Raw genomic sequence first — 12501 nt, forward strand, 5'->3', positions numbered from 1 at the left:
TTAGCGGGAAAAACCCATATTGAATTGATCGTATGACTGTCACGTGACGCTTCTAGCCTGTGCTCACTTCCCAACCACACGTGCTGGAAATGCCATGACTTCTATCGCTTCGCTGTTGCGTATTGCCGGGTTTGCGTTGCTGCCGTTGCTCGGCGCAAATGCCCAGGCGGCTGAAAAGCTGACCATCGGTTTGATTCCGTCCGAAGACTCCCAAGCCATGATCGAGAGCAGCAAACAGGTGCTCGAAGGGCTGGAGAAACAACTGGGCATGCCGGTCGAGCCGTTCGTGGCCACCGACTACAACGGCATTATCGAAGCCCTGCGCGCCGGCAAGCTGGACGTCGCTTACCTCGGCCCGTTCTCGTATGTGTTGGCGGCCTCGGTGGCCGACGTGGAAGCCTTCGCCGTAGCGGTCACCAAAAAGACCGGGCAGAGCGCCTACAAGAGTTTGATTCTGGCGCGCAAAGGCAGCGGCATTAACGACCTGGCCGACCTCAAAGGCCACACGTTTGCCTTCGTCGACCCAAGCTCGGCCTCGGGCCATTTGTTTCCCAAGGCCGGTTTGGAAAAAGCCGGTTACGACCCGGAAAAACTGTTCTCCCGGGTAATTTTCTCCGGCTCGCACGACGCCAGCATCCTCGCCGTGGCCAACAACAAGGTCGACGCCGCTGCCGTTGCTGACCGCATTCTCGCAGGCGCGGTAGCCAAGGGCATCGTCAAGAACGAAGACTTCCAAGTGGTCTGGACGTCGCAACCGATTCCCGAATCGCCGATGGTCTGGCGCAAGGCTCTGGACCCAGCGCTCAAGCAGAAAGTCGCAGCAGCGTTGGCGTCGATGAAAGACGTGCCATGGGGTGACCAGGGGCAATTGGACGGTTTCCAGAAAACCGACGACGCCGCCTACAACGTGGTGCGTGAGACCGCCAAGGTGCTGAACCTCGACCTCAAGGGCATGAAATGATCCGCGCCCGCCAATTGACCAAGCAGTACGGCAGCAATGCCGTGCTGCGTGGCATAGACCTGGAGATTCAGGCCGGCGAGTTCGTGGTGATTCTCGGCCAGTCGGGCGCCGGCAAATCGACCTTGTTGCGCTGCATGAATCGCCTGGTTCAGGCCGATGCCGGCGAGCTGAGCGTGGCCGGCATGGACGCCGTCACCTGTCGCGACACCCGCGCCTTGCGCCAGCAAGTAGCGATGATTTTTCAACACCACAACGTGGTGCCGAGGTTGTCGGTGCTGAAAAACGTACTGACCGGACGCCTGGGCGCGGTATCGACCCTGGCTTCGGTGCTGCAGCTATTTCGCCGCGAAGACATCGACCTGGCCATGCAGTGTTTGCAACGGGTCGAGTTGGCGCACAAAGCGCAGCAGCGCTGTGATGCGTTGTCGGGCGGGCAAATGCAGCGCGTCGGCATTGCCCGTGCCCTGGCTCAGCGACCGCAAGTGATTTTGGCCGACGAACCGGTGGCCAGCCTCGACCCGAAAACCGCGCGCCTGGTGCTGCAATACCTGCGCGACGCGACCCGTGAACTGGGCATTACCGTGGTGTGCAACCTGCACCAAGTGGATTACGCCCGCGAATTTGGCGACCGCATCGTCGGCCTGGCCCATGGCCGCATGGTGTACGACGGGTGTCCGCACGGCATGACCGACGCCGATCTGCACCGCATCTACCCGGGCCAGGAGCCCGAGCACCCGGCCGAATCGGCTGGCGAAGCCCTGCGTGTGCGTTATGCCAATTGACCGTATGCCAACTAACCGGAGCGACGCCATGCAGGCACGTAAATACCAGTGGACCGTCGATACGCCGCAAAACGCGCGCGGCTGGTTGGTCACCGCCGCGATGGTGTTGGTCGCCGTGCTGGTGCTGAACTGGAGCGCCGAAGGCGCGCAACTGAGCGTGGCCGAACTGGCCGCCGGTTTGCCGCAAATCGGCGACTTTCTTGGCCGTACTTTTCCGCCGGACTTGAGCATTTTGCCGCGTCTTTGGGCGCCCGCCCTGGAGACCCTGCAAATCGCGTTGTGGGGCACGCTGCTGGGCGTGGTGTTGGCGGTGCCGATCTCGTTTCTGGCGGCGCGCAACCTCAGCCGCAATCCGGTGCTGTATCACCTCACTCGCCAGTTTTTGAACATTACGCGCAGCATTAACGAGCTGATTCTGGCGTTGATTTTTGTCTCCGCAGTGGGCCTTGGGCCATTCCCTGGGGTGCTGGCGTTGGCGGTGCATGGCGTCGGCATGCTCGGCAAGTTTTTCGCCGAAAGCATTGAGGAAATCGACCAAGGCCCGATCGAGGCGTTGCAGGCCACGGGTGCGCGGCCGTTGCAGATCATCGTGTTCGGCGTACTTCCGCAAGTCGTCACCGCCTGGATCGCCGTGGTGCTGTATCGCTTCGAGGTGAATCTGCGTTCGGCCACGGTGCTGGGCATGGTCGGCGCCGGCGGTCTGGGCTTTGAGCTGGTCAGCAGCCTCAAGCTGTTCAAGTACCCGGAAACGGCCACCTGCATCATCGTCATCACCGTCATGGTGGTCGCCGCCGACACCCTGTCCAGCCGCCTGCGCAACGCCATCCAGCGCGGCGCCAGTCACTGATCGTTAGCCCTTTTTTCCGCCCGGCGCAGGTCGGGCAGGGCGGTGCTTTGCCGCCAACTTCATCACCTTCAGGAGTTTGTATGGTTTCGCGCTTCCATAACCCGGTCGACACCCGCTTTGGCTGGGGCAGTATCGAGCTGCTCTCCGGCCTTACCGAAGGGCAGACCGTGGCCTTGGTGATTTTTCCCGAGGCTCGCCAGCTGGGCGTATTGGCCCGTATTCAGGCGCTGCTGGGCGAGCGCCTGGTGTATGTGGTGGAAGACGTGCAGCCCAATCCGGACGTGGCGCAACTGCGTCAGGTGTACGAGCGCTTCTGGCAACAAGCGGGTCACTGCGAAACGGTGATTGCCGTGGGCGGTGGCAGCGCCATCGACACCGCCAAGGCGCTGATCGTCGGCACCGAGCAAGGGCGCTTTGATGAGTTGCTGGCGCTGTTGGCCAGTGGTCAACCGTTCGAACCGGCGCGCAGCAAGCGCCTGATTGCCGTGCCGACCACCGCCGGCACCGGCAGCGAAGTCACGCCATGGGCGACGATCTGGGATGCTGGCGCGCAGAAGAAATATTCCCTGCACCTGCCGTGCACCTGGCCCAGCGTGGCGCTGATCGACCCGCAGTTGATGGTCAGTGTGCCGGCCAGCGTGACGGTTTCCACCGGCCTGGATGCCTTGTCCCATGCGCTGGAAGCCATCTGGAATCGCAACGCCAATCCGCTTTCCGACACCTTCGCCATCGCCGCCATTGAAGACATTCTTGAGTGCTTGCCGGCGCTGCAAAACGACCTGGGCAATCGCGAGTTGCGCTCGCGCATGGCGCTGGCGGCGCTGAAAGCCGGCATGGCGTTTTCCAACACCAAGACCGCGCTGGCCCATTCCATTTCCTACGAAATGACGCTGCAACACGGGTTGCCACACGGCATCGCCTGCTCGTTCACCTTGCCGCTGGTGCTGGGCCTGGCCTGGGGCCAGGACGCCGAGCGCGACCGCACCTTGCAACGCATTTTTGGCCCTGACCTGCCCAGCGCCCAGGCGCGCTTGCGGCGCTTTTTGCACAGCCTGTCGGTAAAAACCGACTTTGCCGATTACGGCGTCAGCGACGAACAAGCCAAAACCCTGCTGGAGGCCGCCAGCAAAGGCGCCCGTGGGCAGAACTTCATCGGCTCGGCTGCGCTGAGCTGAGCCTTATTTCACCCGACACCGGAGATCTACCATGCACTACCAATCGCCTCGTCAACTCGCCGCCGTGGTCCTCGACTGGGCCGGCACCGTGGTCGACTTCGGCTCGTTCGCGCCGACGCAAATCTTTGTTGAGGCCTTCGCCGAATTCGGCGTGCAGGTATCGCTGGAGGAAGCGCGCGGCCCAATGGGCATGGGCAAGTGGGACCACATCCGCACCCTGTGCGACCAACCGGCGATCGCCGAGCGCTTCGTCCGCGCGTTGGGCAAGCGCCCCACGGACGACGACGTTACCGCTATCTACGAGCGTTTCATGCCACTGCAAATCGAGAAAATCGGCCTGCACTCAGCCTTGATTCCTGGCGCGCTGGAAACCGTCGCGCACTTGCGCAAAGCGGGTCTGGCCATTGGCTCGTGCTCCGGTTACCCAGCCGTGGTGATGGAAAAAGTGGTGGAGCTGGCGCGCCAGAATGGCTTTGTGCCCGACCATGTTGTGGCCACCGATGAAGTACCCAACGGCCGCCCGCACCCGGCGCAGGCGCTGGCCAACGTCATCGCCTTGGGCATCAATGACGTCGCCGCGTGCGTGAAAGTGGACGACACCTGGCCGGGCATTCTTGAAGGCCGCAGTGCCGGTATGTGGACCGTGGCGCTCAGTTGTTCCGGCAATGCCCTGGGCCTGACGTATGCGCAGTACCAAGCCTTGCCTGCCGACGAGCTGGACGCCCAGCGCCAACGCATCGGTGAGCTGTTCGCGCCCAGCCGGCCGCACTACATCATCGACACCATCGCCGAGCTGCCGGAAGTGGTGGCGGATATCAACCGTCGCTTGGCCAACGGTGAAATGCCGCAGAGCAGCTAAGCCGTCCGCCGCTCACGGCGAACGGCTGGCGACCGCGGCTTACTGAGCCAAGGTTTTGTCAGGCGTTTGCTGAGGGCTGGCCTGGGGTTTGCGCACCACCGGCCAGAACAGTTCTTCCTGCCACGACACTGGATTGAGGTCTTCGATGCCGTAGGCCTCTGGACGGCGGCGGGTGATCTTGGCGGTGCCGAACAGCACGTCCCACAGGAACAGCAAGTTGCCAAAGTTGCCCTTGTAGTGGGTCACGCCGTCGTTGGCGTTCAGGCCGTGGTGGGCCGAGTGGGTGGAGGGCGTGGAAATGGTGCGCTCCAGCAACCACATCAGCGGGCGCAGCGCTTTTATCTCGTAGAGCTTGGCATCCCAAAGCACGCTGCTGTGGGCGCCGAAAATCACCAGCATCTTGAGCACCAGGTACGGGTAATACACCGGCGCCAGGCCCATGTAGATCAGCATTCCCGACAACCACAAACCCGGCATCAGCAGGTAATAGAAACTGTTGTTGCGGTACACGATGCGAATGCTCATGTACGGCGCCGAATGGTGGGCGCGGTGCAGTGCATACAGAAACGGCACCCGGTGAGTGAGGCGATGCCACCAGTATTGGGTCATGTCATCGAACAGCAGAAACAAGCCGAAGCCGGCCCACCAGGGCAGGTTGGCCAGACTGTCTTTTAACTGCGGCGCGGTGTGGCTGAGCAGGGCGGCGCTTAAGAACATCACCAGCGGAAAGGTGACGCCCAGCAGCAAGCTCGAACCGATCCACTCGATCAGCACATCACGGCGGCTGCCGGCGGGTTGGCGAAAACAGGCGAAGGCCAGCTCCAGGGCGATAAACACAAAGAAGATGGCGGCGACGACGGCGATAGGGTTATTGGCGGTCATTGTTATATCCATGGCAATCTTTCGTCTGGCCCGGAACGGGCAGTGCCACCCTATGAGAAACCATGGCCTCACCTGACAACAGGCGCGAAATGGACAGAAAACTGACCGAACTGGCCAATGCGCCGCACGCCCCCGGCCAACGCTTTCACCGTGGCCCGTTAGGCGGCGTGCTGGAGCGGTTTCTCAACAGCAAGCGCCCCGCCAAAGCCGACTACAGCGCCCTGGCACTGGAACAGTTATGGGACGAAGCCGCGCGCCATAACCCGGCAGTTGGCTTGCACTTGTTTGGCCTGTTCAGTTCGCAAGACCGCCATGTGATTGCCTTGATGGCGCAGTACGCGGACACCGTTTCGCAGGCCACCCACAACTGGGTGCGCTATGCCGGCTTGGCTTCGGACATGGATCGCCTGACGCGCGTGGAAGACGCCAATGGCATTGGTGTACAGGTGACCATCGACGCGCCGGCGAATCTGGCGCGTTATCTGGTGGAACACTATTTCGTCATGGCCCTGACAGTGTGCAGCGAAGGCGCGGGCCAGCGCGTGCTGCCGACTCGGGTGCAATTGGCGCACCCGCGCCCGGCCTATCACGCAGAATATGCGGCCTGGTTTGGCGAGCCCGTCAGCTTCGGTTGCGGCCATAACCGCCTGTACTTCAGCGCGGCCAGCCTGGCGCTCCCGATGCGCAACCGCCATCCCGGCATGCTCGCCGTGTTGTGTGCCGAATTGGATCGCTGCCTGGCACGCCAGCAACAGCTCAGCGGTTGGGCGGGGAAGGTGGCGCAGAGCATTCGTCACAGCTTTGCCCGTGGCCAAACGCCGAGCCTCGACAGCCAGGCCGAGCTGCTGCATCAAAGCCCGCGCACGTTACGCAGACGCCTGGACGACGAAGGCATGACCTTCCGCCAGTTGCTCGACCTGGTGCGCGCCGACCTTGAGCAAACCCTCGAACTGCAAGGCGAAAGCCGCGCCGACATTGCCGCGCAACTCGGCTACAGCGACCTCAGCGCCTACCTGCACGCGCGCAAGCGCTGGCGCAGCGAATAGCCGATCAGGCGTTGAGGCGCGCCACCAGATCGATCAGCGCCTCGATATCGCCATCGCCGGTACGCCACGACGACACACTGATGCGCAAGGCCGGGCGGCCTTGCCACACGGTGCCGCCGAACCACGCTTGCCCTGACGCTTGCACCGCCTCGCGGGTGGCGATGGTTTGCGCATCGCTGTGCGCACGAAACAGCACCTGATTGAGCACCACGCGGTTAAGCACCTCGAAGCCTGCCGCGCGCAAGCCCTCGGCGACCCGCTGGGCCTGACGGCAATGGCGTTCCACTTGCTGGGCCACGCCCTGTTTGCCCAGGCTGCGCAATGCCGCCCACACCGGAATGCCACGCGCTCGCCGGGAAAATTCCAGGGTGAGGTTTTTCTGCGCGTCGGCGCTGGCGCTGGAGTAGGCGGCGTCGCTGTTCATGGCGCTGGCGAGCGCGTCGGCATCGCGGCAGATGGCCATGGCGCAGTCGTAGGGCGTGTTCAGCCATTTATGCGCATCGGTGGTCCAGCTGTCCGCCTGTTCGATGCCCGCCGTGAGCGGCGCCAAGGCAGAGGCGCGTGCCCACAGGCCGAAGGCGCCGTCGACATGCACCCAGGCGCCGGCTGCATGTGCCTTGGGAATCAGTTGGGCGAAGGGGTCGAACTCGCCGGTGTTCACCTCGCCGGCTTGCAGGCAAACGATGGTGTGCGCATCCAGCGCCGGTAAGCGCTCTGGGTCGACCTGGCCGAGGGCGTTAACCGGCGCGTAGATGATCTTCGCGCTGCCAAAGCCCAGCACGCGCAGGGCTTTTTTCACGGTGATATGCGCAAGTTCAGACGCCACCACTTTGATTTCCGGCGCGCCGATCAACCCGTCGCGGTCGAAGTCCCAGCCGTGGCGCGCCAACAGCGAACGACGTGCAGCGGCCAGGCAACTGAGCGTGCAGGCGGTGGCGCTGGTGCCGAAACCCACGGCGCTGTCACGCGGCAGATCCAGCGCCTCCAGCACCCAGCGCGCGGCCGTGGCTTCCACCGTGGCGGCCACGGGGGCGTTGTCGAAGGTCGAGGCGCATTGGTCCCAGGCCAGCATCAGGCGCTCGGCGGCCGCCGCCACCGGCAACGACGCACCGATCACGAAACCGAAATAGCGCGGCCCGTTGGACACCACGGTCGCTGCGGAACCGCGCTCATCCAGTAACTGCAATGTTTGTGCGGCGGGCAGCCCGAGCGCGGGCAATGGCTCGTCAAAGGCAGCCAGGCCGGCCAGTGCCTCGGCATCCGGGTACACCCGGCGCGTGGCCAGGCTGGCGGTGTAATTCAGGCCGCGCGCATCGGCGTCGGCGAGTAGTTCGACTTCGTTCATACGTCTTCCAGGCGTTGGTGCGCGGCAGTGGCGCGGTGCAGGAAGTATTCACCGACGCCGCAGCGAAGCAGCCGTACAGCCGCGTACTTCCTCAGCGCAGCAGTGGTCGCGCGATTTTCACTGTGTGCAGCACAGTTGGCCGAAAATATAGTTATAAGTAATAACTTGTTGCACCGTTGCGGTGCGGGGCGGTTTTCGCAAAGTGGATAGATAAAGCGCGGTTCGTGGCTCAAAAATGGCATCGACGGTTACCGGGGTATTCGGCAACCAGATAACATCACTAACCAATGCCTTTCCTGCACTTCTGCCATTCAACAATCATAAAAATGGAGCGGAACCGCATGACCCGAACGCCACTGGGCCTCGCCGCCGGCCTGCTTTGCTGCCTCGCGCTGCCGGCGCACGCCGTTGAACTCAACGAAGATTTCTCCTTGGGCCTGACGCTTACCGCGCTTAGCGACTACCGCACCGGCGGCATCTCGCAAACCGCCGGCGACCCGGCGCTATGGACGGATGTCACCCTGACCCACAGCAGCGGCGCGTATGCCGGCATGTTTAGTTCCAACGTCGACTTCGGCACCGACACCCGCCGCGAGTACGACTATTACGTCGGCTTCGCCCACGACTTCAGCGAGCAGTTGAACGTCAACCTGATGTACGTCGAGTACGACTACCCCAAGGACAGCGAATTTAACTATGGCGAGTGGATCGGCACGTTCGGCGCCTATGGCGCGACCTTCGGCATCAAGTACACCAACGAGGTGAAACCGTTCGACGATGACCGCAGCGTGATGTGGCTCGGTTACACGGTCGATCTGCCCTACGAAGCCGCGCTGGATCTGCGCTACGGCTACAGCGACGCCAAAGACGAGGTCTGGGTTTCCAGCGACGGTTCCACGCGCCATAGCTACTACGACTGGGAAGTGGGGCTGAGCAAAACGCTGTTCGGTGTTGACTGGCGTGTGGCGTACATCGACACCGATTTGTCGCAGGCCGAATGTGCCTCGGTAAACGGCTTCGACGATGTGTGCTCGGCCACGGTGGTCGCCCAGGTGGCGAAGCGTTTCTGATCCCTTTCAGGTATTAATCGATGAACCCAAAACACTTCATGCTCGCCGCCTGGGCGTTGCTATTTTCCCTTGGCGCCCACGCGGCCCAGGATGTACCAGGCCAGGATGTCAGCAGCGCCCCGACGCGCACCTGGCAACCGTTCTGGGGCAAACGCCTCACCGGTTACCTGGCCGCACCAGACGGCACCGAGTTGCGCTATTCGGTGTTGCTGCCCAAGGGCGAGGGCACGTTTCCGGTGCTGGTGCGCTACAGCGGATACGACAGCGGCAGCATCGGCGGCTCGGCCTATCTGGCTGACGACGAAACCTTCTCCGTCGACCTCGACAAACAACTGGTTGAACAGGGCTACGCCATCATGGGCGTGCAAGCGCGGGGCACCGGCTGCTCGCAAGGCACCTTCGATTTTCTCGGCCCGGATTACGGCAAAGACGGTCGCGCAGCAGTCGAGTTTGCTGCCAGCCAAGGCTGGTCCAATGGCCGTGTCGGCATGTTTGGTTGGTCGTGGGCGGGCATGTCGCAATTGATGACCGCGTCCGAGCGTCCGGCCGGCCTCAAAGCCATCGCACCCGGCATGGCCATGGGCGATGCGCGCAGCGACAGTTGGGCGCCCGGCGGCGTGCCGGCACCGGAATTCGTCACGGGCTGGCATTGGTATTTGAGCCAGCGCTGGGCGGCCGTCAAAGCCAGCGCGCTAAGCGAGCAAGACCAACGCTGCCTCAAGCAAGTGGCACAAAACGAAGTGGATGTAAAAAAGCACGCGCTGACTTACCAGATCATCCGCCATCCGCAGCGTGACGCCTGGACTGCGCAACGCAGCATTCGTGATCGCACTCAGCGCATTCAGGTGCCGGTGCTGTCCATGCAGGCCTGGCAAGACGAAGCCGTGATGGCGCGTGAAGGCTATTACCAGGAAACGCTTGATCCCGAGCAACTGTGGCTGGTGCAAACCAACGGCCCGCACGACTTGTATGAGTCGACCCATTTCCGCAAACAGCTGCAGGCGTTTTTCGATCACTTTGTGAAGGGGCTGGATAACGGCTTCGACAAACTGCCGCACGTGGAGATATGGCAAGAAACCAGCAGTACCGGCTCCGTCAATGACCTGCATGGCCTCAACGAGCCGGCCAAGCCTGGCTGGACCATCACCCGCGAGCGTTTCCCGGTGGCCGTCAAACCGCTGAGCTTCGCCCTGGGCGCCAACCGCACGCTCGTCGAAGGCGGCAAAGCCAGCGGCGAGCCCGATGAATACAACTACCCAGTCGCCGGCCCGGACGTGAACACCTACGAGGTCGATAACGCCTGGGGCGAACTCAAGCACGGCTGGAAAGAAGGCAGCCTGGCCTACACCAGCGCACCGCTGAGCCGCGACCTGGTGACCTACGGCCCAGGCAGCGCCGACCTGTGGCTGGCCACGCCATTAGGCCCGGACATGGACGTGCAAGTGACGCTGACGCAACTGCTGCCCGACGGCCAGGAAGTGTATGTGCAGCGCGGCTGGCTGCGCTTGTCGGCTCGCGCGCTGGACCCGCAAAAATCCACCGCTGTGCGCCCATGGTTGCTCGACACGCCCGACAGCCTGATGCCGCTGGAACCCGATGAGCCGGTGCTGGGCCGCGTGGAGTTGCGGCCGTTCTCCCACACCTTCCGCGCCGGTTCGCGACTGCGCATCTGGATCGACGCCCCCGGCCGTACCGGCGGCTATGGCTTCGACACCTACGCCCTGGCAGCGCGCAGCAAATTGCTGCACGACGCCGAGCACCCGTCGCAGCTGGTGCTGGGCGAGTTGCAAGGCGTGAACGTGCCGGTGCCGCAACCGGCCTGCAACAGCCTGCTCAAACAGCCATGCCGTCCCGACCCGCTCCAGTCACCCTTCGCTGAGGATTAACCACCATGAACAGAGTTCGCACCGTATTGCTCGCCGCTTCACTGCTGGGCCTCGCCAGCGTCCAGGCTGATGAACTGAACGAACCCAAGGCCAACCGCGTGACCAACGAGTTGGTGATGCAGATTCACGTCAAGCTCGGCCCCGAGGAAGACATGGGCAAAGGCGCTGACGGCCACCGCATCAACTACCCCATTATCGGTGGCACGTTTGTCGGCAAAGGCATGAAGGGCACCGTGGTGCCCGGCGGCGCCGATATGTCAGTGGAGCGCGCCGATGGCGTGACCCTGATCGAAGCGCTGTACCGCCTGAAAACCGATGACGGGCAAATAATCATCATCCACAACCCGGGTATCTGGCGGCCCAACGCCGAGGGTTTGGCCAAGCAGGCCAAAGGTCAGCAATTGCTCGAAACCGACTATTACTGCCGCACCACACCGAGCTTCAAAACCCAGCCCGGCGCCTATTCGTGGCTGAGCGATTACGTGTTCGTCGGCACCATCGATGACGTCAGCGAAGACGAGGTACTGATCGGGGTGTACCGCGTCGACGGCGCCTAATGGTTAATAACATCCTGTATAGATTGGAGACCTGAAAGGGCTGTGCCAGAGCGGTCGGCGGCGGCTAGGCTTTGAGCTTTTGGAGGATTATTCATGTTCAAACGCTCATGCCTGGCGCTGCTGTGCGCCGCGCCACTGCTGGCCAGCGCCGCCCCCGAATACGGCCAGCAACTGGAGGGTTTCGACTACCCGTATCCGGTTCAACGCTTTACCTTCGAGTCGCAACATCAGGCGCTGGACATGGGCTACATGGACGTCGCGCCCACCGGCAAAGCCAACGGCCGTACCGCCGTGTTAATGCACGGTAAGAACTTTTGCGGCGCCACCTGGCAAGACAGCATCAAGGCGCTGAGCGCGGCGGGATACCGCGTGGTGGTGCCGGATCAGGTCGGCTTCTGCACCTCGACCAAACCTGAAAATTACCAGTACAGCTTTCATCAGTTGGCGGCTAATACCCATGCCTTGCTGAACAAGCTTGGCGTGAGCAAGGCCAGCATCATTGGCCACTCCACCGGCGGCATGTTGGCCACGCGCTATGCGCTGTTGTATCCGCAGCAAACTGACAAATTGGTCATGGTTAACCCCATCGGCCTGGAAGATTGGAAAGCCCTGGGCGTGCCATGGCGCAGTGTTGACCAATGGTACGAACGCGAGCTGAAGGTCACCGCCGAAGGCATTCGCAAGTACGAGCAGAACACCTATTACGCCGGACGCTGGAAACCCGAGTACGACCGCTGGGTCGACATGCTCGCCGGCCTCAGCAACGGCCCGGGCAAACAGCGCGTGGCATGGAACTCGGCGCTGATCTACGACATGATTTTCACCCAGCCGGTGTTCTACGAGTTCCCCAACCTCAAGGTTCCGACCGTGCTGATGATCGGCGATGCCGACACCACCGCCATCGGCAGCGACATCGCCAGCCCGGAACTGAAAGCCAAGCTGGGTCGCTACAGCGTGCTGGGCAAGCAGGTCACCGCCATGATTCCGGGCGCGAAGCTGGTGGAATTTCCGGGCCAGGGCCACGCGCCGCAGATGGAGGATCCGGTGGGGTTCAATCAGAAACTGGTCGAGCAGCTGAAGCTGTAAAAACC

General features: G+C 62.6%; 12 protein-coding genes. 10 read left to right on the plus strand and 2 right to left on the minus strand.

All coding sequences use genetic code 11. The annotated features are described in order from the left end of the window. Positions 1 to 94 precede the first annotated feature (94 nt). From phnD to phnX, 5 genes are all read left to right on the plus strand, one after another. On the plus strand, positions 95 to 961 hold the full coding sequence (phnD, locus tag AC0IW7_RS18495; protein ID WP_122492656.1) for a phosphonate ABC transporter substrate-binding protein: 867 nt from the start codon (positions 95 to 97) through the stop codon (positions 959 to 961). Further along, on the plus strand, positions 958 to 1743 hold the full coding sequence (phnC, locus tag AC0IW7_RS18500) for a phosphonate ABC transporter ATP-binding protein (RefSeq protein WP_471819936.1): 786 nt from the start codon (positions 958 to 960) through the stop codon (positions 1741 to 1743). The genes phnD and phnC overlap by 4 nt, the downstream gene beginning before the upstream one ends. Before the next feature lie 28 nt (positions 1744 to 1771). Then, positions 1772 to 2590 (plus strand): phosphonate ABC transporter, permease protein PhnE, encoded by an 819-nt coding sequence (gene phnE / locus AC0IW7_RS18505; protein WP_122492654.1) that lies wholly within the window; start codon positions 1772 to 1774, stop codon positions 2588 to 2590. A gap of 80 nt (positions 2591 to 2670) precedes the next feature. Next, positions 2671 to 3765, plus strand: coding sequence for an iron-containing alcohol dehydrogenase PsrA (gene psrA / locus AC0IW7_RS18510; RefSeq protein WP_471819938.1), 1095 nt, complete (start codon positions 2671 to 2673; stop codon positions 3763 to 3765). 31 nt (positions 3766 to 3796) lie between these two features. Beyond that, positions 3797 to 4624, plus strand: a complete 828-nt coding sequence (phnX, locus tag AC0IW7_RS18515; protein ID WP_471819940.1) for a phosphonoacetaldehyde hydrolase — start codon at positions 3797 to 3799, stop codon at positions 4622 to 4624. Positions 4625 to 4663: 39 nt separating this feature from the next. Here phnX and AC0IW7_RS18520 read toward each other — a convergent pair whose 3' ends face one another. Next, complete coding sequence (locus tag AC0IW7_RS18520) at positions 4664 to 5518, minus strand: sterol desaturase family protein (protein ID WP_471819942.1); 855 nt, start codon at positions 5516 to 5518, stop codon at positions 4664 to 4666. 77 nt (positions 5519 to 5595) lie between these two features. Between AC0IW7_RS18520 and AC0IW7_RS18525 the strand changes: the two genes are divergently transcribed. Continuing rightward, on the plus strand, positions 5596 to 6552 hold the full coding sequence (locus AC0IW7_RS18525; protein ID WP_471819944.1) for an AraC family transcriptional regulator ligand-binding domain-containing protein: 957 nt from the start codon (positions 5596 to 5598) through the stop codon (positions 6550 to 6552). Between the two features lie 4 nt (positions 6553 to 6556). Here the strand turns inward: AC0IW7_RS18525 and AC0IW7_RS18530 are convergent, their stop codons facing one another. After that, positions 6557 to 7897 carry a pyridoxal phosphate-dependent decarboxylase family protein gene (locus AC0IW7_RS18530; protein WP_471819946.1) on the minus strand — a complete coding sequence of 447 codons (1341 nt, stop codon included), beginning with the start codon at positions 7895 to 7897 and terminating at the stop codon, positions 6557 to 6559. Positions 7898 to 8238: 341 nt separating this feature from the next. Here AC0IW7_RS18530 and AC0IW7_RS18535 point away from each other — a divergent pair, with 341 nt between their 5' ends. The 4 genes from AC0IW7_RS18535 to AC0IW7_RS18550 all read left to right on the plus strand — a co-directional run bounded on the left by AC0IW7_RS18535 (position 8239) and on the right by AC0IW7_RS18550 (position 12496). Continuing rightward, positions 8239 to 8967: a TorF family putative porin gene (locus AC0IW7_RS18535; RefSeq protein ID WP_471819948.1), complete on the plus strand. Its 729-nt coding sequence runs from the start codon at positions 8239 to 8241 to the stop codon at positions 8965 to 8967. Positions 8968 to 8987: 20 nt separating this feature from the next. Then, a complete protein-coding gene (locus AC0IW7_RS18540) occupies positions 8988 to 10853 on the plus strand; it encodes a CocE/NonD family hydrolase (protein ID WP_471819950.1) in 1866 nt (621 codons plus the stop codon). Between the two features lie 5 nt (positions 10854 to 10858). Next, positions 10859 to 11410, plus strand: coding sequence for a DUF3237 domain-containing protein (locus tag AC0IW7_RS18545; protein ID WP_471819951.1), 552 nt, complete (start codon positions 10859 to 10861; stop codon positions 11408 to 11410). A 93-nt stretch (positions 11411 to 11503) separates the two neighbouring features. After that, positions 11504 to 12496: an alpha/beta fold hydrolase gene (locus AC0IW7_RS18550; RefSeq protein WP_471819953.1), complete on the plus strand. Its 993-nt coding sequence runs from the start codon at positions 11504 to 11506 to the stop codon at positions 12494 to 12496. The last annotated feature ends 5 nt before the right edge of the window (positions 12497 to 12501 follow it).

The sequence above is a fragment of the Pseudomonas sp. AC229 genome (assembly GCF_979254655.1).